This window comes from Ancylobacter sp. (assembly GCF_965249975.1).
Taxonomy (GTDB): domain Bacteria; phylum Pseudomonadota; class Alphaproteobacteria; order Rhizobiales; family Xanthobacteraceae; genus Ancylobacter.
In genome coordinates this window covers 83,946-105,582 of record NZ_CBDFNE010000004.1, presented here as the reverse complement: position 1 = coordinate 105,582, position 21,637 = coordinate 83,946, and the positions used below count along the sequence as shown (strand labels likewise).

General features: G+C 69.1%; 23 protein-coding genes. 2 read left to right on the top strand and 21 right to left on the bottom strand.

Annotation, left to right across the window (positions count from 1 at the left end; genetic code table 11):
* The first annotated feature begins 83 nt into the window (after nt 1-83).
* Nucleotides 84-884, top strand: a complete 801-nt coding sequence (locus ACP2AH_RS05155) for a response regulator (RefSeq protein WP_425104827.1) — start codon at nt 84-86, stop codon at nt 882-884.
* A 33-nt stretch (nt 885-917) separates the two neighbouring features.
* Here the strand turns inward: ACP2AH_RS05155 and ACP2AH_RS05150 are convergent, their stop codons facing one another.
* On the bottom strand, nt 918-1,592 hold the full coding sequence (locus ACP2AH_RS05150; RefSeq protein ID WP_425104826.1) for a response regulator transcription factor: 675 nt from the start codon (nt 1,590-1,592) through the stop codon (nt 918-920).
* A gap of 318 nt (nt 1,593-1,910) precedes the next feature.
* The gene (locus ACP2AH_RS05145) at nt 1,911-2,294 is read right to left on the bottom strand and encodes a response regulator (protein ID WP_371347755.1); all 384 of its coding nucleotides are present in this window, start codon (nt 2,292-2,294) and stop codon (nt 1,911-1,913) included.
* A 185-nt stretch (nt 2,295-2,479) separates the two neighbouring features.
* Between ACP2AH_RS05145 and ACP2AH_RS05140 the strand changes: the two genes are divergently transcribed.
* Entirely contained in the window at nt 2,480-3,202 is a 723-nt protein-coding gene (locus ACP2AH_RS05140; protein ID WP_425104825.1) for a protein phosphatase CheZ, read from the top strand.
* Between the two features lie 2 nt (nt 3,203-3,204).
* Here ACP2AH_RS05140 and ACP2AH_RS05135 read toward each other — a convergent pair whose 3' ends face one another.
* The 19 genes from ACP2AH_RS05135 to ACP2AH_RS05045 form a co-directional block, all read right to left on the bottom strand.
* Nucleotides 3,205-3,849, bottom strand: a complete 645-nt coding sequence (locus ACP2AH_RS05135) for a lytic transglycosylase domain-containing protein (protein WP_425104824.1) — start codon at nt 3,847-3,849, stop codon at nt 3,205-3,207.
* Nucleotides 3,794-5,905, bottom strand: coding sequence for a flagellar hook-length control protein FliK (locus tag ACP2AH_RS05130; protein ID WP_425104823.1), 2,112 nt, complete (start codon nt 5,903-5,905; stop codon nt 3,794-3,796). The genes ACP2AH_RS05135 and ACP2AH_RS05130 overlap by 56 nt, the downstream gene beginning before the upstream one ends.
* Nucleotides 5,902-8,121: a hypothetical protein gene (locus ACP2AH_RS05125; protein ID WP_425104822.1), complete on the bottom strand. Its 2,220-nt coding sequence runs from the start codon at nt 8,119-8,121 to the stop codon at nt 5,902-5,904. The genes ACP2AH_RS05130 and ACP2AH_RS05125 overlap by 4 nt, the downstream gene beginning before the upstream one ends.
* On the bottom strand, nt 8,118-9,371 hold the full coding sequence (locus ACP2AH_RS05120) for a MotB family protein (protein ID WP_425104821.1): 1,254 nt from the start codon (nt 9,369-9,371) through the stop codon (nt 8,118-8,120). The genes ACP2AH_RS05125 and ACP2AH_RS05120 overlap by 4 nt, the downstream gene beginning before the upstream one ends.
* Before the next feature lie 6 nt (nt 9,372-9,377).
* The gene (locus ACP2AH_RS05115; RefSeq protein ID WP_425104820.1) at nt 9,378-10,040 is read right to left on the bottom strand and encodes a hypothetical protein; all 663 of its coding nucleotides are present in this window, start codon (nt 10,038-10,040) and stop codon (nt 9,378-9,380) included.
* On the bottom strand, nt 10,040-11,689 hold the full coding sequence (gene fliF, locus ACP2AH_RS05110) for a flagellar basal-body MS-ring/collar protein FliF (protein WP_425104819.1): 1,650 nt from the start codon (nt 11,687-11,689) through the stop codon (nt 10,040-10,042). Before fliF ends, ACP2AH_RS05115 begins: the two co-directional genes overlap by 1 nt.
* 234 nt (nt 11,690-11,923) lie before the next feature.
* Entirely contained in the window at nt 11,924-13,177 is a 1,254-nt protein-coding gene (locus ACP2AH_RS05105) for a flagellin (protein WP_425104818.1), read from the bottom strand.
* A 297-nt stretch (nt 13,178-13,474) separates the two neighbouring features.
* The gene (gene fliP, locus ACP2AH_RS05100) at nt 13,475-14,263 is read right to left on the bottom strand and encodes a flagellar type III secretion system pore protein FliP (protein ID WP_425104817.1); all 789 of its coding nucleotides are present in this window, start codon (nt 14,261-14,263) and stop codon (nt 13,475-13,477) included.
* Nucleotides 14,260-14,763 carry a flagellar basal body-associated FliL family protein gene (locus ACP2AH_RS05095; RefSeq protein ID WP_425104816.1) on the bottom strand — a complete coding sequence of 168 codons (504 nt, stop codon included), beginning with the start codon at nt 14,761-14,763 and terminating at the stop codon, nt 14,260-14,262. The genes fliP and ACP2AH_RS05095 overlap by 4 nt, the downstream gene beginning before the upstream one ends.
* A gap of 12 nt (nt 14,764-14,775) precedes the next feature.
* The gene (locus ACP2AH_RS05090) at nt 14,776-15,507 is read right to left on the bottom strand and encodes a flagellar basal body L-ring protein FlgH (protein WP_421699465.1); all 732 of its coding nucleotides are present in this window, start codon (nt 15,505-15,507) and stop codon (nt 14,776-14,778) included.
* Entirely contained in the window at nt 15,504-16,247 is a 744-nt protein-coding gene (locus ACP2AH_RS05085) for a MotE family protein (protein ID WP_425104815.1), read from the bottom strand. Before ACP2AH_RS05085 ends, ACP2AH_RS05090 begins: the two co-directional genes overlap by 4 nt.
* Before the next feature lie 33 nt (nt 16,248-16,280).
* The gene (locus ACP2AH_RS05080; protein WP_425105357.1) at nt 16,281-17,432 is read right to left on the bottom strand and encodes a flagellar basal body P-ring protein FlgI; all 1,152 of its coding nucleotides are present in this window, start codon (nt 17,430-17,432) and stop codon (nt 16,281-16,283) included.
* On the bottom strand, nt 17,432-18,022 hold the full coding sequence (gene flgA, locus ACP2AH_RS05075; protein WP_425104814.1) for a flagellar basal body P-ring formation chaperone FlgA: 591 nt from the start codon (nt 18,020-18,022) through the stop codon (nt 17,432-17,434). The genes ACP2AH_RS05080 and flgA overlap by 1 nt, the downstream gene beginning before the upstream one ends.
* Nucleotides 18,023-18,037: 15 nt before the next feature.
* A complete protein-coding gene (flgG, locus tag ACP2AH_RS05070; RefSeq protein WP_425104813.1) occupies nt 18,038-18,826 on the bottom strand; it encodes a flagellar basal-body rod protein FlgG in 789 nt (262 codons plus the stop codon).
* 92 nt (nt 18,827-18,918) lie between these two features.
* On the bottom strand, nt 18,919-19,236 hold the full coding sequence (locus ACP2AH_RS05065; RefSeq protein WP_425104812.1) for a flagellar hook-basal body complex protein FliE: 318 nt from the start codon (nt 19,234-19,236) through the stop codon (nt 18,919-18,921).
* Nucleotides 19,236-19,655: a flagellar basal body rod protein FlgC gene (gene flgC / locus ACP2AH_RS05060; RefSeq protein WP_425104811.1), complete on the bottom strand. Its 420-nt coding sequence runs from the start codon at nt 19,653-19,655 to the stop codon at nt 19,236-19,238. The genes ACP2AH_RS05065 and flgC overlap by 1 nt, the downstream gene beginning before the upstream one ends.
* Nucleotides 19,655-20,038 carry a flagellar basal body rod protein FlgB gene (flgB, locus tag ACP2AH_RS05055; RefSeq protein ID WP_425104810.1) on the bottom strand — a complete coding sequence of 128 codons (384 nt, stop codon included), beginning with the start codon at nt 20,036-20,038 and terminating at the stop codon, nt 19,655-19,657. The genes flgC and flgB overlap by 1 nt, the downstream gene beginning before the upstream one ends.
* Nucleotides 20,039-20,102: 64 nt before the next feature.
* Nucleotides 20,103-20,561 carry a hypothetical protein gene (locus ACP2AH_RS05050; protein ID WP_425104809.1) on the bottom strand — a complete coding sequence of 153 codons (459 nt, stop codon included), beginning with the start codon at nt 20,559-20,561 and terminating at the stop codon, nt 20,103-20,105.
* Nucleotides 20,548-21,624, bottom strand: coding sequence for an EscU/YscU/HrcU family type III secretion system export apparatus switch protein (locus ACP2AH_RS05045; RefSeq protein ID WP_244450436.1), 1,077 nt, complete (start codon nt 21,622-21,624; stop codon nt 20,548-20,550). The genes ACP2AH_RS05050 and ACP2AH_RS05045 overlap by 14 nt, the downstream gene beginning before the upstream one ends.
* Nucleotides 21,625-21,637 lie beyond the last annotated feature (13 nt).

Here is a 21,637-nt window from a genome sequence, read left to right as displayed (position 1 = left end):
GCAAGGCCCGCACTAACATAGTAGTTGTGGCAGTCGCCGAGCGAGACATTGTTTTCGTCGTGAGCGGGCGTGTGGCGGTGCGAATGGTGGGTGCAGCTGGGGTGGATTCGGAACTACCGCGCGTTCTGCTCGTCGATGACGACCCGGACGTGCTGATCGAACTGAGCGAGGGGCTGGCCATGCTCGGCCTGCCGAGCCTGACCGCGAATACGCCGGTGGAAGCCATCGACCTCGTGCAGCGTAACGAGCAGCTGCAGGTGGTGGTGACCGACCTGCAAATGCCGCGCATCGACGGCATCGAGCTGTTGCAGAAGCTCGCCTTGATGGGCCGCAAGCGCCCGCTCGCCACCATCATCATCACCGGCCACGCCTCGCTCGACCGGGCGGTGGGCGCGCTGCGTCTCAATGCGGTGGATTTCCTACAGAAGCCGCTGCTGCCCGAGGAAGTCGCGCAGGCGGTGCGCCGGGCCTTCTCGCTGGTCGAGGACAGCGTTCGGCAGGCCAATGGGCCGGCGCCGGTGGCGGAAAAGCCGGTGGCCCGGCCGAATTACCTGAAGACGCTGGTGGCCGCCCGCGCCGACCGCGACGCCATCTTCCAGTCCGACCTGTTCTCGGACCCGGCCTGGGACATGCTGCTCGACCTCGCGGTGGCCGAAGCCTCCGGCCGGCCGATTTCGGTCACCAGCCTGTGCATCGCGTCGGGCGCGCCGACGACGACGGCGCTGCGGCGGATCGATGAATTGCGCGACGCGGGGCTGATCGAGCGTCGCCCCGACCCCGCCGATCGCCGGCGGATCATCGTCGAGCTGACGGAAAGCGGGCGCCAGCGGATGGAAACCTTCGTCAAGCGCCAGGCCGAGCGTCTAGGCCTTCCCCTGGACTGAGCCGGGCGCTCACGGGCGGCCGGCGGCCGGCGTTCAGCCGACGAACTGGTAGCCGAGATAGCGCTTGGCGTCGATCACGTCATAGCCAAGCTTCATGCGCAGCTTCTTGCGCAGCTTGCTCATATGTCCTTCGACCACGCTCTCGTCGACATCGTCGTTGAAGATGCCGTAGATCGTGTTGAAGATCTGGGTCTTGGTCACCCGCCGGCGGGCGTTCTTGACCAGATATTCCAGCATGTGCCGCTCGCGGCGCGGCAGCGGCAGCGGGGCGCCGTCGATCTCGGGGTCACGGCCGTCGAAGAACACCTTCAGCCGGTCCTCGCGCGCCGCGGCCGGGGCGGCATTGGCGTTGACGCGCCGCCAGATGGCATCGGTGCGGGCGACGATCTCGCGGACATGGACGGGCTTGCGCACCACGTCGTCAATACCGGCGGTGAACAGTTCCAGCGTCTGCGCCAGGCTCTTCTGGTCGCTCAGCGCCAGGATCGGCGCGGCGCTGTGCGAGCGGATCATCTCCGGATAGGTGGGGCGCCGCTCGAAATCGCCGAGCAGAAAACCTTCCACCGCAGCAATATCATTTTCCGAAGCGCTCTCGATCCAGCCTTTGAACTCGTCTTCGTTCAGACCGAAGCTTGAAAAAACTTCCCGCGAGAAGCTGGAGACATAGCTTTCGGCAACAATAGAGCGATCGTCGACGATGACATACATGATTCAATTCCCCTGCCTTGAACCTGCAGTCATGCAATTCGTTGATTGCTGCCTGCACGTGTCCTTGGCCAAAGAACTATTTTGGTAAATATCTCCACTCAAGCCGAGTTGCTTCAGGGTTGGAGTGGGTTTCCCTCCATTCTGGCGGGTATCGCCGTCTCGGGCCGCGTCGCGGCAACGCAAAAGCCGCCCCTCGGGGTAAGCCGAGGGGCGTTGGCGTGAGATCCATCCAATGTGAATCGATCCGGACGACGCCAGCGTGCGCAGGCCCGGCGGCGATGCGCGCGTTACGTGCGCGCCGGGCCGACGGCCGCAACATCAGCCTTCGAACACGGTCTCGATCTTGCTCTTCAGCGTCTGCGCGTTGAAGGGCTTGACGATGTAGTTGTTCACGCCGGCCTTCTTGGCGGCGATGACGTTTTCCGACTTCGCCTCGGCCGTGACCATGATGAAGGGCAGCGCGTTGAGGTCGCTGTCGTCGCGCACCTGCTTCAGCAGTTCGTAGCCCGTCATCGGCTCCATGTTCCAGTCGGAAATCACAAGCCCGTACTGCCGCTCCTTCAGCTTGGACAGGGCTTCGACGCCGTCGGACGCCTCGTCCACGTCTTCAAAACCGATCTGCTTCAGCAGGTTGCGAATGATGCGGACCATGGTCTTGTAATCGTCGACTACAAGAACCGGCATCGACAAATCCACGGCCATAAAGCGCTCCGTCCCTCAGCTAACAAGTTCCACGGGACAGCCACATGCCGCCCTTTCCTAGGTTGATGTTCTGAATTGCAATGCTTGCGCGAAGCTTGCAGGGCGAAACCTAGGGTTATTCTCAGGCGATTGGCTTTGAACTATAAGAAATCATCGAACACTTGCGAGTTAATGGGAGAAATTACATGTCGTCTGCCCGGCGGCCGTTCCGGATTGAAGCGAATGAACGACACAATGGGGCGGGGGAGAAGCACGTCGCCAGCACAGTGACGATGCAGGGCTCCGTCTCCGCCCAAATAAACCGTGTGCTGGAAGAGCTGCACGAGCTGCGCGGCGTGATCGCGCGTTTCGACCGCCGCTGCCCCGAAGCCGACCCCGAATGCTCGCGCCACGCCATGCTGATGGATGTAGAGACGATCCGCCAAGCCATCGACAACACCAAGAACGAGCTTGCCACGCTGCAGGCGGGCGGCGCCAAGGGCGCACGCTTCAACCGCGCGACCGACGAGCTCGACGCCGTCGTCGCCGACACCGAGGCGGCGACCGAGGACATTCTGCAGATGGCCGAGAATATCGACGGCGCGGCGATTTCGCTGGTGGCGGAGCTGGAAGGCAGCCACAAGATGCTGGCGCAGGCGATCCACAGCTATGCCACCCGCATCTTCGAGGCCTGCAATTTCCAGGACATTAGCGGTCAGCGCATCCGCAAGGTGGTCGACCTCATGGTCTTCATCGAGGAGCGGGTCGAGCGCATGTCCAACATCTGGGGCGGGCAGGAAGAGGTCGCGCGCATCGCCGAGACCATCGCCCCCGAGCGCACCGGCGACGAAGCGCTGCTCAACGGGCCGGCGCTGGCGGATGACGCGAACGTCGTCTCGCAGGACGACATCGACTCCCTTTTCGCCTGAGATCAGGCGCAGAAGGCCCGCGACTGGGCGGTCCAGCTTCCGAAGCCGGACCGGACCAGATTGCGGATGACGGCACAGACATAGCGCTTCTGCGCCGGATCATTATCCGGCCCGGCATTGTAGCGGGCCGCCGCCATCGTCCAGTTGCCATGACGCTGCCGCAGTTCCGCAAGGAAGCGGGCGGCGTAGTCGACATTGCGCTCCGGATCGAACATCTCCGCTACCGAGGCGAACTGGTCGCCATGCCAGCGATGGTTGATCTGCATGCAGCCGAGATCGACCAGGTTCACCCCCCGCGCCTTGAACTCCGCCAGCTTGCGCGCGCCATCGGCGGGGCTGGTCGCGACAAGGCTTTTCCCCCCCGCATTCATCGCCAGAGGCTGCAGCGTGCCATTGCCGCCGGTCTCGGTCATGCCGACTGCATAGAGGATCGCCAGCGGCACGCCATGTTTGGCCGAGGCGCGCGCCATCGCCGCCTCGCAGACGCCGAGGCGCGCCCCGGCCGCCGCGCTGGCGGGCGTGCTTGGGGGCTTGCCGGGGGGCGTGCTTGCGGGCGTTTGCGTCGCCGAGGCGTTCGGCGCGGCGGCAAGCTCAGGGCTGCTGGTCAGCAGAGCCGCCATCAACAGCGCGGAAAGCTGCATCTTCATCCTGTCGTCTCCTTCGGCGCGGGTCGGAATCGCCGGAATTCCCCTCGCGGGACCCGCTCCCCTCGCGGCGCTCCCAGTCCGCCGGCGCAAAGGCGTCCTCGCCGGTGAGGCGGGGCGGCAAGCCGGTCTGGCTGATGGTCAGGTCGAGCGGGCCGGCATCGGCATCGGCCAGCGTGGCGATGAGGCTGGCGCGGTCCTGCTCCAGCAGGCGCGCCGTTTCGGCCCGCGCGGCATGAACATGGATCTCCAGCCCGTTGCGGCCGGTGCGCAGCCGCACCGTCACCAGGCCGAGTTCCAGCGGGCGGAGCTGGATTTCCAGTACCCGCACCGGGCCGCGCGCCGGGATGGCCGCGCCGGCGGCGGAGGCGCCCGGCGCTTCCGCGCGCACCGCCTCGGCAAGGATGCTGCCGAGCTGCACCGCCGCCGGCGACGGAGCGGCGCCGGCCGGCGCCGCGACAGGCGCGGGAATGGAGGCGGCGCTGCCGGAAGCCGGAGCGGGGGTCGGGATCTCGGCGGCGATCTCAGGTGCGCCGCGCGCCCGCTCCGCACCTGCCGCGGCCCGCGCAGGCATCCGCACGGCGGGGCGTTCCTCGAGCAGGGCCGTGTCGTTGGAAGGCGGCGGCGCCTCGCCCGCCTGGGCGAACATGTCGACAGCACGCGCGGCGGGACGACGCTCCGTTGAGGCGGGCGCCGGACGGTCGAGTCCCGGCCCTTCGGACGCAACCAAGGCGGAAGCGGCAGAGATGGAAGCGGCAGAAGCCGCTGCGACCGTGCCGGCCGGGACCGCGACGGTCGCAGCCTGCGCTTCGGCTTCCGCCGCCTGCGGAAGCGCGACGGAAGGCCGGGGCGCGGCCGGTGTTTGATCGGGCACGGAAGTCGGCGTCGGCCCGGCCTCGCGCGGCAGTACCGGCGCGAAATGGGTCTCGCACAGCACGACCTTGGCGGTGGGAACCGGCGCCTCGTCCAGCGTGGCCCCCTCCTCCAGCGTCGCGACCATGGCCAGGTCGCCCGTGCCTTCCGGCACATCCGCCTCTTCCGGCAACGCCGAAGGGGCGGGCAGCAGGGACGCGAACATCGCCGCCGGCAGCGGAGACGTTGAGGGCGGTGCGCCGCTGTCGGCAGCCGAAGCGGCGTGTAGCGCTTCCTCCGGGCGTTCCGGCGACGACGTGGCCGCGGACCGCTCGGCCTCGACCGGTAGAGGGCGCGGCGTGCCGTCCTCCGCCACCAAGGATGCGGGCGTCGCATCGAAGCGGGCGGTGGGTAGGCGGGTGGAATCGGCTCTCATCGGCACCGGCGAAGAAGAGGGCTTGGGCCGCTCCGGGCGGGGCGCGGCCTCGTCCGCCGCCATCGATGGCGGGACGGCAGAGGCCTGCGCACCCTCCCCCGCCCCGGCGTCGCGGTCGGACCGGACGGCAGGCACGGGGGCGGTTCGCGGCGGGGTGGGCGGCATCTGAGCCACGGTTTCCGCCTCCTCGCCCGGCAGGGAGAGGGTGGAAGGCGCAGACGGACGCAACGGCGCTGCCGGCGTCGAGATCGTGTGCGCCACGGTGCCGAACGCGGCAGGTCGGGCGGACGCCGGCGGCGCGCCGGAGGCCGCTTCCGCCGCCGGGGCAGGCGGGCGCATCGCCGACCCGATCTCGGCCAGCGCGTCGCCTGCGCCGTTGATGATCGGTTGGGTGGCGGGGGACGCCCCCTGCGGGGCAACCGAACGGGCGGAACGGGCGAGCAGCGCGCCGAGGTCCATCGCCGCCAGCGGCCGCTCCGTCTCGGTCATCGGGCCGGCGGACGCGGCGGCCTGATCCGGGGCCGGCTCGGGAGCGGGCACCGTCTCCACCGCCTCCAGCCGCACCGGCACGCCGAGGCGCGGCGCCGCCATCGCGGAGCGTTCGGGCCGAGAGCTGGCGGAAGGCGACGGCGCCTCGGGCGTGGCGGCGGGCCGTCCGTCCATCTCGGCGAGCAGGGCGGCGAAGGCGTCGCCGCCGTCCCCGCGCTCGGCGCGGCCGGGCAGATCGTCGGCGGTGGCGGTGCGGGCGGCGTTGAGCGGAACCGGGATCATAGCGGCGCGTCTCCCAGGGCTTTGTCGGCGGCCTCGAGCGCGGCCTGGGCCGAAGCCAGCACGGCGGGCGGCATGGCGTCCTTGCCGCCGTCCTTACCCGTCTCCGGGGCCACCGGCCCCTGGGCTTCCGGCGCGCCGGCCTCGCCCCCGAGCCCGGCCGGCGGCGGGACGGGCACATTGACGGCATCGGTGATCGACGCGGCCACCGCCAGCGCCGCGCCGAGCAGCCGCGTATCCTCGCTGCCGAAGCGCTCGCGCGCCACGCTGGCGAGGGCCGCGCTGGCCTCGTCGAAGCGGCCGGGCGCGGCGATGATCGCGGCGGCGCGGTACAGCGTGGCGCGGTCGGCTTCCAGGCTGCCGAACACCGTGCCCTTCAGCACCAGTTCGGAGGCCAGCGCCGCAGCCGTGGTCTTGCCCTGCGCCAGCGCCGCCTGGGCGATGAGCAGCGCGACCTCGCGGCGGCTTTCGGGTTCCAGCGGGGCGAGGAGTTCATGCACCCGGTGGAATTCGTCGGCGCTGTCGATGAAGCTCATCCGCGTCAGCGCGGCGGCGAAGCGCAGGCGGAAATTGCCGGCATAGACCGAGTGGCGGTAGCGGGCGAGATAGGTCGAGGTCAGGCGTTCGAAAGTGGCGAGTTCATTGGCCTGGGCGGCGATGAAGATCTCGCGGCGCAGCGCGGCCTCCTCCACCAGCGTGCCCGGCGCCAGCAGGCGGGCGCGGCCCAGCAGCACCGAGGCGCGCGGCGGGTCGCGACGCACCCACAAAGCGGCCTGCGCCAGCGCCACCTGGCCGGCGAGGCTGTCCGGCAGCTGGCGCGCGTCGATCTCGCCGAGTTGCTTCAGCGCCTCAGGCTCGCGGCCTTCGAGATAGGCGAGCGTGCCGCGCAGCAGCCGCTCATCCACGGCGGGACTGGCACCCTGGCCCAGCACGGCCCGCAGCACGCCCGGCCCGCCGCCGCTGAGCGCGAAGACGATGAGCGCGCGGGCATTTTGCGGGTCGTTCCAGGCGGAGGCGTCCGCTGCGCGGAAGCTTTGGTCGATGCGGGTGATCAGCGCGTTCTGCGCCGTCAGGGCGTTCGGCTCGCCCGCCGCCATCCGGTCCTGCAGGCGCTGAAGCTCGCGCACCTCGCGGTAGAGCGGCGGCGCGGGCGGCATTTCGGGCGCGTTCGCGGCGGAAGCTGCGGCATCCTTGGCAGGCCCGTCCTTGGCGGACGCTTCCTTGTCGGCGGCCTCCGGCGCCGTGGCTTCCGCCGCCTGCGCCGACGAGAACACGCCAAGCGTCGGCAGAGCCAGCAGCGCGGTGGTGCGCTCCATCGGCTCCGGCAGATCAGGCTCCGGCGCCGGCGCGGCGGCGGCCTCGGGTGCCGCGAGGGCGACAATCGGGGCGACAGGCTGGGCGACAGCCGGGGCGACCATCGGCGCCACCGCCGGAGAGACGACCGGGGACAGCGCCGGCGCGGCCGCCGCGCTCGAAGCCGCCGACACGGAAGGCGCGAAGGAACGGGGGTCGAAGGAGTCTGCCGTAAAGGCCAGCGCGGCGAAGGTGTCCGGCCCGACAGCCTCCGACGCCAGCAGGGCCGGCGCCGGCACAAGCCCGGCGAAGGGCTGCCGGATCGGCGCTTCCTCCGCCGCCACGATCGGCACCTCGACGGGCGCGGGCTGGAAGGCGACCGGCGACCGCGCCGGCGCGCCGCCCAGAGCCGGCCGCGCGGGGGGCAGCGGCACGCGCAGCGTCGCCACCCGCGCCACCGGCGCCTCGCTCGCCAGCACCGGCCGCGCCGACGGGAGCGGCACCGGCAGGGTGGTCTCCGGGGTGTCGCGCGCGGCAGCGTTCGGCAGATCGGCCGGTGCCTCCGCCAGCGCAAAAGGCTCCGGGGCACCAGCGTCCGTCTCCACCAGGACAGGGTCCGCAACGGCGGGAGCCTGCGCCGCGAGATCGGCGGGGCGCGGCAGCGGGAGCGGCGCCTCGAGCGGCATCTGGCGGGGCATCTGGCGCGGGGCCGCCGGGGGCATCACCGCCGGCTTCGGCAAAGGTATCGGCACCCGCACGGGCGTGAGTGCGGGCAGCGCTTCTCCATCGCCCGTCTCCTCCCCGCCCGCATCGGCCGGCGTGGCATCGGCGGGGCGCAACTCGCCCCACGGGTCCTTGGCCATGGACGGGCGGCCGGCCAGCAGCAGCGCGGCGAGCAGAGTGGCGAGCAAAGCGACGCGGCTCATCGGGCAGGCTCCTGCAGCACGATTTCGATCCGGCGGTTTTCCGGCGCGTTGGGGTCGGCCTTGTTCTTGAGATTGCGGTCGGCGAAACCGACGATCTGCTGGATGCGCCCTTCCGGGAGCCCGCCGCGCACCAGCATGTAATGGGCGATGTTGGCGCGGGCGGCGGAGAGCTGCCAATTGTCATAGGTCGGCGAGCGGAAGGGGCGCCCGTCCGTATAGCCGCGGATCACCACATCGCCCGGCCGGTCCTTCAAGGTCTGGGCGATGCGCGCCATGGCGGCAACGATGCGCGCATCCGGCACCGCCGAGCCGATGGGGAACATGGAGAAATCGAGGTCGTCGGTCAGGCTGATCACCGTGCCGTCGCCGGTCTTGCGCACCGTCACCTGCGGACCGGTGGCGCCGCCCATGGCGGCGGCGAGGTCGGCCTTGATCTGCTCTTCCAGCTTTTCCGCCGGCCCCTGCGCGCCCTCGGTGCGGGCCGGCCCAGTGGCCGCCACCGCCTTGGCGCTGTCGCCGTCGGGTGTCGACGAGGCAGCCTTGGTCGCGCCGGCAATGCCGCCGGCGCGGGCGGACTCCGGCGTCGGGCCGCCGGCGGGCGAACCGTCCATCCCCTCCACGGCGGGGTTGGGCGTGTCGCGCTTGGCGCCCGCATCCGGCCGTGTGCCCTGCGGCGCGCCGATGCCGGCGGTGCCGGGGGCGGTCGCCTGCGCCTTGCGGGTGGAGGTCATCTGCCAATAGACCGGGTCGAACGGGTCGCGCGTGGCGTCGCCGCTGCCGGTGCCCGGCTCGCTATTGACGCCGATCGGGGCGTCGAGCGAGGTCGGCGTGCCGGGCGGGGCGTCGGCGACGATCTCGGCCAGCACGGCATAGGGGTCCTGGAACAGCGCCGCCTCGCGCGGGCCCTGCTGCACCTCCTCGCCTTTGCCGGTGTTCTCGCCCACCGTGTCCTTGAGCGCGGACATCTGGTCGCCATCGTCCGAGGTGCCGACATCCTTGATGTCCTCGGGGTCGTTCAGTCCCTTGCGCTCGCTCACGCTGTCGGCAAGGTTCACCGGATTGAAGTAATTGGCGATCGCCTTGCGCACATCCTTGTCGGTGACGTTGATCAGCCACATGATCAGGAAGAACGCCATCATCGCCGTCATGAAGTCGGCATGGGCAACCTTCCAGGCGCTGGAATGATGCTCGTGCTCATCTTCCTCGTAGCGCTTGATGATGATCATTTCCTGGTGTTCGGGACCGGCCATGGCCGCCTACTCCTGCACCAGGGCGAGGCGCGCGGCCCAGGCCTGCATCTGCGTCTCGAATGTGGTGGCACCGGCGACGGCGACGATCTCGCCGCCCGCTCCGGCCTCGAAGCACACCGGCGCGCGCGGATCGAGCCGCGCCTGCAGCCCCTCCAGCAGGTCCGCCGGGCCACGCACGTGAAGCAGCGGCGTGGTGCCGTCCGCGAGGGCGCGGGTGATCGCGTGCGCCATGTCCGCCAGCACACGCTCGCGCAGGGCACTCGCGAGGAAGGGGGCGATCACCCGGCCGAGTCGGGTGGCGAGGTCCTCGCCCAGTTGCTCCAGCCCCTCGGCCAGCGCCTGCGCCAGCGGTTCGCTCTCCGCCTGCGCCCAGGCGCGGCGCATCTCGGCCAGCCGCTCCTCGGCCCGGGCGGCATCCTCGGTGCGCTGCCGGTCGAAGCGGGCGCGCGCGGCGGCTTCACCCGCCGCCCGCCCGGCCGCCTCGGCTTCCTGCACCAGCAGGGCGAGGTCCGGCGCCGGGGGAGCGGCGGGGATCGGCGCCGCAATGGGCGACGCCGGATGCGGCGCGGCGGGACGCGCCGGCGCCTCGCCCGTGCGGGGGGCCGCCGGCTCGGCGGCACGCGGGGCGAGGCCGGAATAGTCGGGCAGATGGTCGATGAGCGCCCGCATCAGACCCGGGCCTCTTGCTGCAGCCATTGCCGCAGGATGGCGGCGGCCTGCTCCTCATCGAAGTCGATGATCTGCTCCAGGCGCTTCTGCGGCGAACGGTTCATCTTGCTGGTCAGGTCCTCGATCAGACTGACCGGCTCGGTGACGCCGGGCGTCATGGCGCCGCCGCCGTCAGGCGCCGGCAATTCGCCCATCGCGCCGCCCGTGCCGGCGAGCATGGCGGTCTCGATCAGTTCGGCATCTTCAGGCCGGGCGACGATGGCGCGCACGGCGGGGCGCAGGCCGAACCAGATCAGCAGGACGGCGACGATGAGAATGGTGGCGGCGTTCACCAGCGTGCCGGCCTGGCGCATAAGCACTTCCGACCAGGGCAGCGCCGCCACCGGTTCGAGCTCGCCATTGCCATCGGCGAAGCCGACGGCGGAGACCTTCAGCTTGTCGCCGCGCGCCTTGTCGAAGCCGGAGGCGGCGGCGGCGAGCTGCTCGATCTCGTAGATCTGCGTCTCCAGCGGCACGGCACCATCGCCCGCCCCTTCCGCCGGCACCAGCCGGGCGCGGTTCACCAGAATGGCGATGGACAGGTTCTGCACGGTGAAGCCTTCGCGCACCGTCTCGGTGCTGCGCGAGGAAATCTCGAAATTGGTCAGTTCCTCGCGCCGGTTGGTCTCCTCATTGGAGTTGTTGCCGGCATCCCCGCCGCCCGACTGGCCGGGCATGTTCTGCTGCACCGAGGCCGCCGCCTGCTTGGAGCGGTTCTGCGACGTGCCGGTCTCCTTGACCACGCGCACCGAGCGCTCGGTCTTGGAGGCGGGGTCGTAGGTGGTCTCATTGGTGGTGACGCGATCGATGTCGAGGCGCGAGGTGACGCTGATCTGGAAATTGTCGATGCCGAGATAGGGGGTGAGCGCGCGGCGGATCTTCGCCTCGGTCTCGCGGTTCATCTGCTCCTGCAGCATCGCCTTCTTGCCGGAAGAGGCATTGGCCGGGTCGTCGCCGGAAGCGAGAATGGCGCCCTCGGTGTTGAGGACGGTCACGGCGTCGATCTTCATGCCCGGCAGGGCGGCGGCGACGAGATGGCGGATCGCTTCCGCCGAGGTACCGTCCTCCGCGTTCTCCGTGCGGATCACCACCGAGGCCGAGGCGCTCTGCTGGTCGCGGCGGAAGGAGGCGCGGTCGGGCAGCACGATATGCACCCGCGCCGCCTTGATGCCCTTCATGGTCTGGATGGTGCGGGCGAGTTCGCCTTCCAGCGCGCGCACCTTGGTCACCTCCTGCATGAAGGAGGTGAGGCCGAGCGAGTTCACGTCGTTGAACAGTTCGTAGCCGGAGCTGGAGCTCTGCGGCAGGCCCTTCTCCGCCAGCTGCATGCGCGCGCGGGCCGTGTCGGCGGGGGCGACCAGCACGGCCGTGCCATCGGCGTTCACGTCGAAGGAAATGCCGGCATCCTTCAGCGCGGCGCCGATGCGGGTCACGTCCTCGCGGCTGAGATTGGCGTAGAGCGTTTCGGTCGCGGGGCGGCTGAGATAATAGGCGCCGAGGCCGATGGCGGCGAGCACCGCCAGCCCGATCATCGCCAGCGCGAACAGGCGGCGGGCACCGAGCTGCCGCAGATTGCTCAGAAGCATATCGAGCTGCTGGCGTGCGAACATCTGCTCTCCCGCTCCCTAGATGATGCGAAGGGCCCTTGGCGCGGGCCGCGCGCGGGGCCCGCCAGTGGGGAGGGCCGTTCCGTCGGGAGGAGAGTGCGTCGGCGAGCTTGCCTGAGCGTTGCGCGGGGGAGCGCAAAAAAAGAGGGCCACGCTCCTGGGAGGTGAAGCGTGGCCCAAGGCGCGCCGTGGAACACGGCGGCGGGGTGGGAGAAACCGGGCGCGAACCCGGCCGTATCAGCCGCGGAACAGGCTGAGCACGCTCTGCGAGCTGGAATTGGCGATGCCGAGCGACTGAACGGCGAGCTGCTGCTGAGTCTGCAGCGCCTTCAGACGGGTCGACTCTTCTTCCATGTTCGCATCGACGAGCGAGCCGATGGCGCGGTTGTTGGCGTCCTGCAACGCCTGCACGAAGTTGGTCTGCGACTCGATACGGCTGGCCGTGGAGCCGAGGCTCGTGGACGCATCCGTAAGATCGGTCAGGGCGGCATCGACGATCGAGGTGTAGTTCGCGATCTGGTCGAGGTCGTTCTGGCTCGAGGTCAGCTTGGAAATGTCGATATCCATGATCGAGCTGACCGTCGCCTTGCCGTTGGCCGTGGCGGCCACGCGGGACTTGTCGAGAATGCCGAGGTTATCGGTACCCGACGCGCCGAGCGAGTTCTTCAGCGCGAGAACCGCGCCGTCGAGAGCCGTCTTCTTCGTGGTTTCGGCGGTGGTGAAGGCACTGTCACGGGTGTTCTTCGCCGTCGCATAGGCGGCGTCACGGGCGGCGACAGCCGCGGCGTCCATGGCGCTGCCGGCGAAGGTCGTGTCCGCCGTGCCGATGGCGGTGTCGTAGGCCGTCGTCGCCGTCGTCTTGGCGGTGTCGAAGGCCGTTGTCGCGGTGGTGGCGGCGGTGGAGTAGGTCGCCGACGCCGTGGTCACCGCGGAGTCGACCGCCGAGTGAACGGTGGTGTTCGAATCCAGCAGCTTGAACTTGCTGGTGTCGATGTTGATCGTGTCGACCTGCACCGATTCGCCGGTGCGGGAGAACGAGGCAACCACCGCCTTGTTGGCATTGTAGTTGGCTTCGCTCGAATCCACCGACAGCCAGTTGCTGCCGGAAATGACCGTGCTCTTGGCGTTGTTCTTCACCTCTTCGAGCAGGCTGCCGATTTCGGTCTGCAGCTTGGCGCGATCGGCGTCCGGAGACGCGGCGGTGATGAGCTTTTCCTTCACCTTCTGCAGGGCATTGCGGACGGTGTCGAGACCGGTGTTGACGGTGTCGACCGAGGACTTGGCGAGGCCGAGCGAGTCCTTCACCGCACCGAGCGCACCGTTGTCGGAGCGGGTCGTGGTGGCGATGGACCAGTAGGCCGCGTTGTCCGACGCCGAATTGACGCGCAGGCCGGTGGAGACGCGGTTGTTGGTGTCGTCGAGCGAAGAGTTGATGGTCCGCAGGGTCTGCAGGGCGACCATGGAGGACGTGTTGGTCATAAGGCTGGTCATAGGAATGTCCCTTGAGTTGATGTGAGTTTTTCACGGGACATACCGGGCTTACACCGGCATGGCAGAGGCGGCATCATGCCTTTGATGATCGGGCCCGAGAGCGCGATCCGAGTGCCGGCCCTGAGCGGGCGGGCAATCAATCTGCCATGAAGCGACCTTCGCACGGCAAGCTTGCGCGAGGCTTGCATCCGGCACGGGCCCCGAAATGGCGATGCGAAGCCGGCAAAACGCCGGCGGGGCGGCCCGCTCGCGCGCACCGCCCCGCCATGTTGTCAATCCGTCGGTCTATGAATTGCGTCAGTAGAACGAGCGCACCAGCCCGCCCACCAGAAGATTCCAGCCGTCGATCAGGATGAAGAACAGGATCTTGAACGGCAGGGCAATGACCGCTGGCGGCATCATCATCATGCCCATCGACATGACCAGCGTCGCCACGATCATGTCGATGATCAGGAACGGCAGCATGATCAGGAAGCCGATCTCGAAGCCGCGCCGTAGCTCGGAAATCATGAAGGCGGGGATGAGGATGCGCAGCGGCACCTTGTCCTCCGTCGCCGCCGGCGCCTGGCCGTTGGCGGCGGCGAGGTCGGCGAAGGTCTGCAGGTCCTTGGGGCGCACCTGCGACATCATGAAGTCCTGGAACGGCGCCGCCACCCGCGTCAGCGCCTCCTGCTCGGTGATCTGGCCCTCGGTCAGCGGCTGGATGCCCTGCTGCCAGGCGCGGTCGAAGGTCGGGCCCATGACATAGAAGGTCATGAACAGCGACAGCGAGATCAGCACCATATTCGCCGGCGTCGATTGCAGGCCGAGCCCCGAGCGCAGGAAGGACAAGGCGATGACCAGCCGGGTGAAGCTGGTGACGGTGATGAGCAGCCCCGGCGCCACCGACAGCACGGTGAGCAGGGCGATCATCTGCACGATGCGCCCGCTCGCCGCCCCGCCGCCGGACTGCTGGAGCAGGTCGTTCAGCCCCGGCAGCGACTGGGCGAAGGCCGGCGCGACGAGGACGGCGCTGGCGAAAAGGCCGACGGCGGCAAGGCCGGCCACCGCGAGGGGGCGGGCAAGACGGCGGGCAAACGCGCTCATTGCACCACCATCGTCTCGATGATCAGCTCGTCGATCTTGCCCTCGGTGCGCAGCTTGGCGCGCTCGCTCAAATCCTCGCGCAGGTGCAGAAGCCCGCTCGGCCCTTCCAGCTGGCTGAGCGAGAGCGTGCGCAGATACCCCATGATGTCGTCGCGGATCTGCGCGACGGCGATCTTCGGGTCGGGCAGCGCGTCCTTCTTGAAGATGATCGCGGCCTCGATACGCACGAAGGTCTGCGAGGGTGCGGCGAGATTGGAGACGATCGCCTTCATCGGCTCCATCACCACATCGGTGCCGGCATATTTCAGCGGCGGCGTGTCGGGCTCGGGCGGCTTCTCCTTCGCCTTCTCGCTCACCGTCTTCTCGACGCTGGTGGCGAGCTGGATGCCGAGCCCGCCGCCACCGCCGGCGGCGAGGAGCGTGAGGATGGCCAGCGGCACGATCAGCCCGCCGCCACTTTTCTTGTCGTCGCCTTTGACGGCGGCTGCCTTCGATGCCATGGCCCGCCCCCGTCAGAACGGCGCCACGACATCATAGATGCGCTGGCCCCAGGCGGGCTGCTGCACATCCATGAGCCGGCCGCGCCCGGCATAGGAAATGCGGGCTTCGGCGATCTTGTCGTAGGAGATGAGGTTGCGGCCGGAAATATCGAGCGGGTTAACCATGCCGGCAACGTTGAGCACGCGGACTTCGTAGTTCACCAGGATCTCCTGTGAGCCACTGATCATCAGATTGCCGTTCGGCAGGACGTCGGTGACCACGGCCGCGATCTGGACCTGCAGCTTTTCCGAGCGGTCGATCGAGCCCTTGCCCTTGGCCGCGGTGTCCGAATTCATGGTGAGGTTGCCATTGGCCGAGCCGGCCGCCCCGCTCCAGCCGAAGCCTTCGGCGGCGACGGCGACATCGAGCCCGGCCTGCTGCGCCGATTTGCGCGAGCGGTCGGTCTGGTTGTCGAACTGCGCCATGTCGTTCATGGCGATGGTCACCGTCACCACATCGCCGACCTTGCTGGCGCGGATGCTGCGATAGATGCTCTGCGTGCCCTGGTCCCAGGTCGAGGCGAAGCTGCGCTTGGGCGGCGCGGGGAAGCTCATGGGAATCGGGTCCGTGGGCTGGTTGATGCCGTAGCCGACCGGGGTGAGGCTCGGCCCGAAGGCCAGACTGTCATAAGTCTTCTGGCAGCCGCCCAGCGCGAGCGCGACGAGGGACACCGTGAGGGGAAGCGTCGAACGGGTGCGGGTCACGATGATTTTCCATCCGGAGGCGGCGGGCGCTTGGCGATTCCCACCATCACGCCGGTGAGGCGGGCGGCGCGGGCCGGGTCCATCTCGTTGAGGATCGCGCTGGCGACGCGGGGGTTCAGCTTTGCGAGGATGGCGGCGGCGGGATCGTCGCCCATGATGGTGAGCTGCGCGGCGGCGGCGTCGGGGCGCATCTGCGAGATGACCGAGATCACCGCCGCGTCCGCCTTGTTGAGGAAATCCTCGCGCCGGGTGAGCCATTTCTCGAATTCGGCGCGCTTGGCCTCCAGCCGGGCGATCCGGTCTTCGATGTCCTTCTCCAGCGCGGCCAGCGCCGCCCGCTGGCGGGCGAAGCGGGCATCGCGCACCGCGTCGACCATCGCCTCGCAATACTGGTCGGCATTGTCGCCCTTGGGCGCCGGCGGCGCCGGGCGCGAGGCGGCGATGGGCGCTGCGGCCTCAGGGGCCGGTGCCGTTTCCGCCCGCAGGCTCATCGCACCGAGAAAGCTGGTGCCAAGGGCGAGCGCGACGATGACCAGCGCCTTGACGATGCCGGCGCTGCCGTCGCGGCGCGGCAGCGGCAGGCGGCGGGCGGGCACCGTCCAGCCCATCGCCTCCGCCTCGTTATCCTCCCCGCCGGCCTCGCTGTCGCGGGCGGCGAAGCAGAGGGCGGCGGACAGAAGCCCGAGCAGGCAGCCCACGGTGAGGGCGGCGAGATGGGAGACGACCAGTATCATGCTCATGCGGGAACTCCCGGCTGATGCGCCCTGCGGCGCTTACTGGATGACCAGCTCGGCTTGCAGGGCGCCGGCTGTCTTGATCGCCTGAAGGACGGAGATGATGTCCGTCGGCCTCATTCCCATACGGTTCAGACCTTGCACGAGGGTGTCGAGATCGGGGCCCCGCACCACGCTGAGGTAACCGCCATCCTGCTCGACCTGGACCTCGGTATTGGGCACCACCACCGTCTCGCCATAGGAGAACGGCGCGGGCTGGGAGACCTGCGGCGTCTCGGTGACACGCACGGTGAGATTGCCCTGAGTGACCGCGACGGTGGAGATCTTGACGTTGCGCCCGATCACCACCGTGCCGGAGCGCTGGTCGATGACCACGCGGGCGGGCGCGTCGGTCTGCACCGCGAGATCGCCGACCATGGCGAGGAAGCGGGCGGCGCTGATGCGCGGGGGCCGCAGCACGACGATGGAGCGCTGGTCGCGCGCCAGCGCCGTCGGGCGCACCGGCCCGCCGATCTTGCCATTGTCGGTGACATTGTTGCCGAACCGGGCATTGATGGCATCGGCGACGCGAGCGGCGGTGGCGAAATCGGGGTTGTTCAGTTCCAGCACGAATTGCGGCAGCTCGGCCAGCTCCCCCGGCGCCGGCTTTTCCACCAGCGCTCCGTTGGGGATGCGTGCGGCGGTCGGCACGCCCTGGGTCACGCTCTCGGCCTCGCCGGCGGCGACATAGCCGGTGACGGCGAGCTGGCCCTGCGCCACCGCATAGGTCTGGCCGTCGGCGCTGTTCAGCGGGGTGATAAGCAGCGTGCCGCCCTTCAGCGAGGTGGCGTCGCCGAGCGAAGCGACATTGACATCGATACGCCCGCCGACCCCGGCGAAGGAGGGCAGATTGGCGGTCACCGCCACCGCCGCGACATTGCGCGAGCGCAGCGGCACGCCACGCGTGCTGATGCCCAGCCGGTCGAGCATGGACTGCATGGCCTGCTCGGTGAACGGCGAGTTGCGCAGCGTGTCGCCGGTGCCTTGCAGGCCGATGACGAGGCCGTACCCGATCAGCTGGTTGTCGCGCACGCCCTGCACGCTGGTAATGTCCTTGATGCGGGTCGCCGCCTCGGCCACCGGCGCGAAGGCGAGCACCAGCAGCAGCGCGCACAGGCTGCGCCCGCGCAGCAAGCGCCGTGTCCAGCCCATCATGGCGCGGTCACCTTCACCGAGCCGTCGGCCTGCACGATGCCGGCGACGACCTTGCCGCTGTCGGCGTTCTTCAGCTTCACCATCGCGCCGAGCGCGCCGGATTCGAGCGGGACACCAATCGCGCGGATGCTGAGCCCGTCCTGCTCGAAGCGCAGTTCGGTGGCGACGCCGCGCGTCACCAGCTGCGCCTCCGCGACGGCGGCGACGGGAATGGCGTTGCCCGCCGCCAGCGGGCGGCGCGCCACCTTGCCGACCAGCTGGCCCGGATTGACCGCCAGCGGGTATTGGTGCGCCATCGAGACCGGAAAGGCGCGCTCACCGAGCATGGCGGCGGTGATGGTCTCGCCCGGCGCGATATTGGTCGCGGCGACCGGCAGGCTGATCTGATCCGGCGCGGCGACGGCCGCCGGCGCGGGCGCAACCGGCGCCGGCGCGGGGGGCGCGTCGAGGCCGGACACCGTGTCGGCGATCGGCCGCTGGCGCGCAGTGGCCGGGGCCTGCGCCTGCGCCAAGGCCGGCAGCGTGGCCGACAGAACGGCGCAGGAAAGGGCGAGGGCGCGCACGCCCCCCGGCAGCAGCCGATTCATCGCAGCTATCCTTGTTTAGCGGATGCCCTTGGCAACCGTCGCCGCCATCTCGTCGGCGGCCTGGATCACCTTGGAGTTCATCTCATAGGCGCGCTGCGCCGTGATCAGCTCGGTGATTTCCTTCACCGGATCGACATTCGAGCCTTCGAGATAGCCCTGGTGGATCTTGCCGAAGCCGGCATCGCCCGCCACGCCGGTGACCGGCTGGCCCGAAGCGGCGGTCTCGCGGTAGAGATTGTTGCCGATCGGCTCCAGCCCGCCATCATTGGCGAAATTGGCGAGGCTGAGCTGGCCGAGCAGCTGCGGCGTCGCCTGCCCCGGCGTCTTGGCGTAGATATTGCCGGTCTCGTTGATGACGATCTCGGTGGTGTCGGCGGGAAAGGTGATGGCCGGCTGCACGACATAGCCGTCATTGGTCACCAGCTCGCCGGCCGGTCCCTTGCTGAAGGAGCCGGCGCGCGTATACAGCGTCTCGCCGGTCGGGCCGGTGATCTGGAACCAGCCGCGCCCGTTGATCGCCATGTCGAGCGGGTTGCCGGTCTGGGCGAGCGGGCCCTGCTGGTGCAGGTTGCGCACCCCGAGCGTGCGCACGCCGAGACCGATGAGCGCCCCCTCCGGGATCGGCAGGCCGCCTTCCGCATTGGGCACGCCCTGGGCGCGCTCGGCCTGGTAGAGCAGGTCGGAGAATTCAGCGCGGGCGCGCTTGAAGCCGGTCGTGTTGATGTTCGCGATGTTGTTCGCGATCACCTCGACATTGGTCTGCTGCGCGCTCATGCCGGTGGCGGCGATGGCCAGTGCTTTCATGTCGGCGTCCTCGGGGCAGCCTCGGGCGGCGCGGCGACGGCGCCGCCGGCCGGGATGCGGGAAACAGGGGCGAAGCGATGTCGCGGGCGGCGCTAGATCGCCATCCGCGAGATTTCCTGATAGGCGGCGACCACCTTGTCGCGCACCGCCAAAGCGGTCTGCAGCGTGGTCTCGGCCGCCATGATGGTCTGCACCACATGCTGCACGGAGGCCTTGCCCTGCAGGCCGGTGATGGCGGCGGCTTCCGCCCCCTGCAGCGAGCTGACCGCCTGGCCGGAGATGTCGGCCAGCATGTCGGAAAAGCCGGTGCCCGCCGCCGGCCGAACCGCCGAGGTCGCGGAGGTGGCCGCCGTGGAGCCGGTGCCGCCCACCCCGCGCAGGGTGGAGATCGAATTGAGTGCGTCCATCATCAGCCGGCCCTCAACAGGTCGATGGTCATGGAAATCATCGAGCGTGCCTGCTTCATCATCTGGAGATTGGCGGAATAGGAACGGCCGGCCTCGCGCAGGTCCGCCATCTCCATCAGCACATTCACATTGGGCAGCTTCACATTGCCCTCGGCATCGGCGGCCGGGTTGCCGGGGTCGTGCTCGATGGTGAAGGGCGTGGTGTCGTCGGTGCCGATGGCGCGGATCGCAACACCCGGCCCGGCGCTCAGGCCCTCCGGCACCCCCATATGCACCGTCTTGCGCCGGTAGGGGTCGGCACCGGGCGTGGTGCCGGTGGAGCGGGCATTGGCGAGGTTCTCGGACACCACCCGCATGCGGGTGGACTGGGCCTCCATGCCGGAACTGGCGATGGCGGAGATGGACTTCAGGGAATCGATCATCAGGCGTTCCTCACACTGGCGAGCACCATGCGGTGGAAGGCGCGCACGACGCTCGTGTTCAACGTAAAGGCCCCGCTCGTTTCGGCAGCTTTGACCATCTGCTGGTCGAGGCTCACCGTGTTGCCGGATTCGGAGACTTCCCAGCTGTCCGCCGGTTTCACCTCGGCGCGCATCGCCTCGGCACCCGCCGGGGAGAGATGCCCCGCCGAGGTGCGGGCCTGGGTCAGGTGGGTGCGGTCGAGCACCGTCGAGAACGGCTCCACATCCGCCGCCCGATAGGCCGGCGTATTGGCATTGGCGATGTTCGCGGCGATCGTCGCCTGCCGCACCGACGCCCATTCGGCGTGGCGGGCGGTGAGATCGAACAGGAAGATCTTGTCCAAGGGGGGGTCTCCGCATTCCTACGCGGGGACCGTAGGACCAGAACCTTGCACGAGGCTGGAGCGTTCAGTGCTCGCTGAGCCGGGCCGCCGCCAGCGCCGCCTCGAAGCGGCGGAGATTCTCGCTCTCCGATCCCGTCGCGGTGGCGAACTCGATGGCGTCGATATGCACGCCGACCGAATTCTCGTCGAACACCACATGGAAAGCGGTCGTCATCGCCGGCTGGCGGAAGCTCAGCGCGAGGGAGACATGCGGCGGGGCGCCCCAGTCGCTCTCGATTACCGCATGGCGGTCATAGCTGAGCTGGCCCGGCTTGAGGAACAGCTCGGCCGAGGAGGCGATGAGGTCGTCGATGTTACTGTCCTGGCCGCTGTTGATATAGGCCATCACCACCCCGGCATTGGTCAGGCACAGCTCGGTGAGAAAACCGCGCAGCACCTCGGCCAGCCGTTTTTCATAGGTGAGCAGCGTCAGTTCCGGCAGGCTGGCGATGTCGAGACGGCAAGGCCCCTCATTTCCGCGCATTTTGGCCTCGCGAGTAGATGAAGAAGAGAATCTTGGCGACCGGGCGGTAGAACTCCGCCGGAATCCACTGGTCGACCTCCACCGCCTCATAGAGCGCGCGCGCCAGCGCGCGGTCCTCCACAACAGGCACGCCGGACGTTTCGGCGATGGAGCGTATCTTAAGGGCGATCAGATCCACGCCCTTGGCGAGCACCAGCGGCGCCCCGCCCTTCACCCGGTCATAATGCAGGGCGATGGCGTAATGGGTCGGGTTGGCGATCACGAGCGAGGCGCGCGGCACCGCGCTCATCATGCGGTGGCGGGCGCGTTCCTTCGCCAGCGAGCGCATGCGCGCCTTGACGATCGGGTCGCCCTCGGCCTGCTTGAACTCCTCCTTCACCTCCTGCTTGGTCATGCGCAGTTCGGCGCGCCAGCTCAGCCGCGACCAGACGAGGTCGATGCACACCAGCGCGATGGTGGCGACGCAGACGGCGGAGACCAGCCGCACCGCGAGGCCGAGCAGCATGGAGGGAACGAGCGTCGGGTCGCTCGACATGGCGCCCATGATGCTGTCCTTGGCGGAGAGCAGCAGCATGACGCAGATCGCCGCGACCGCGCCGAACTTGAACAGCGATTTCAGGAATTCGACCTGGCCGTGCCGGCCGAAGATGCGGGTGAAGCCGGAGGCCGGCGAGACGCGCGACCATTGAGGTCGAATGCGCTCGCCCACGAAGCGCGGCATGTTCTGCGCCAGCGAGGCGACGAGGCCGAAGGCGGCGAGCACCAGCGCGATCGGCAGCAGGAAGCGGGCGGCAAGGCCGAAGGCGAGCCAGAACAGCTCCAGCGCATCCTCGCTGCCGGCGATGCGGAAGCCGCCGGGATTGTCGATCAGCCGCGCCATCCCCTCGGTCAGCAGCGTGACCTGCGGACCGGCGAAGAAAGACAGGCTGACGAGAATGCCGAGCAGCGAGGCGAAGAGCGGTGCTTCGCGCGAAAACGGAACCTGTCCCTTTTCCAGCGCGTCGGAGATCTTCTTCTCGCTCGCCTCCTCGGTTTTGCTCTCCTTGTCATTATCCTCGGACATGGCGGCCCCCGGG

Bases quoted from the DNA above. Each gene is read 5' to 3' on its own strand.
- ACP2AH_RS05155 (WP_425104827.1), top strand. From the start codon at position 84: ATGGTGGGTGCAGCTGGGGTGGATTCGGAACTACCGCGCGTTCTGCTC.
- ACP2AH_RS05150 (WP_425104826.1), bottom strand. From the start codon at position 1,592: ATGTATGTCATCGTCGACGATCGCTCTATTGTTGCCGAAAGCTATGTC.
- ACP2AH_RS05145 (WP_371347755.1), bottom strand. From the start codon at position 2,294: ATGGCCGTGGATTTGTCGATGCCGGTTCTTGTAGTCGACGATTACAAG.
- ACP2AH_RS05140 (WP_425104825.1), top strand. From the start codon at position 2,480: ATGTCGTCTGCCCGGCGGCCGTTCCGGATTGAAGCGAATGAACGACAC.
- ACP2AH_RS05135 (WP_425104824.1), bottom strand. From the start codon at position 3,849: ATGAAGATGCAGCTTTCCGCGCTGTTGATGGCGGCTCTGCTGACCAGC.
- ACP2AH_RS05130 (WP_425104823.1), bottom strand. From the start codon at position 5,905: ATGATCCCGGTTCCGCTCAACGCCGCCCGCACCGCCACCGCCGACGAT.
- ACP2AH_RS05125 (WP_425104822.1), bottom strand. From the start codon at position 8,121: ATGAGCCGCGTCGCTTTGCTCGCCACTCTGCTCGCCGCGCTGCTGCTG.
- ACP2AH_RS05120 (WP_425104821.1), bottom strand. From the start codon at position 9,371: ATGGCCGGTCCCGAACACCAGGAAATGATCATCATCAAGCGCTACGAG.
- ACP2AH_RS05115 (WP_425104820.1), bottom strand. From the start codon at position 10,040: ATGCGGGCGCTCATCGACCATCTGCCCGACTATTCCGGCCTCGCCCCG.
- fliF (WP_425104819.1), bottom strand. From the start codon at position 11,689: ATGTTCGCACGCCAGCAGCTCGATATGCTTCTGAGCAATCTGCGGCAG.
- ACP2AH_RS05105 (WP_425104818.1), bottom strand. From the start codon at position 13,177: ATGACCAGCCTTATGACCAACACGTCCTCCATGGTCGCCCTGCAGACC.
- fliP (WP_425104817.1), bottom strand. From the start codon at position 14,263: ATGAGCGCGTTTGCCCGCCGTCTTGCCCGCCCCCTCGCGGTGGCCGGC.
- ACP2AH_RS05095 (WP_425104816.1), bottom strand. From the start codon at position 14,763: ATGGCATCGAAGGCAGCCGCCGTCAAAGGCGACGACAAGAAAAGTGGC.
- ACP2AH_RS05085 (WP_425104815.1), bottom strand. From the start codon at position 16,247: ATGAGCATGATACTGGTCGTCTCCCATCTCGCCGCCCTCACCGTGGGC.
- ACP2AH_RS05080 (WP_425105357.1), bottom strand. From the start codon at position 17,432: ATGGGCTGGACACGGCGCTTGCTGCGCGGGCGCAGCCTGTGCGCGCTG.
- flgA (WP_425104814.1), bottom strand. From the start codon at position 18,022: ATGAATCGGCTGCTGCCGGGGGGCGTGCGCGCCCTCGCCCTTTCCTGC.
- flgG (WP_425104813.1), bottom strand. From the start codon at position 18,826: ATGAAAGCACTGGCCATCGCCGCCACCGGCATGAGCGCGCAGCAGACC.
- ACP2AH_RS05065 (WP_425104812.1), bottom strand. From the start codon at position 19,236: ATGATGGACGCACTCAATTCGATCTCCACCCTGCGCGGGGTGGGCGGC.
- flgC (WP_425104811.1), bottom strand. From the start codon at position 19,655: ATGATCGATTCCCTGAAGTCCATCTCCGCCATCGCCAGTTCCGGCATG.
- ACP2AH_RS05050 (WP_425104809.1), bottom strand. From the start codon at position 20,561: ATGCGCGGAAATGAGGGGCCTTGCCGTCTCGACATCGCCAGCCTGCCG.
- ACP2AH_RS05045 (WP_244450436.1), bottom strand. From the start codon at position 21,624: ATGTCCGAGGATAATGACAAGGAGAGCAAAACCGAGGAGGCGAGCGAG.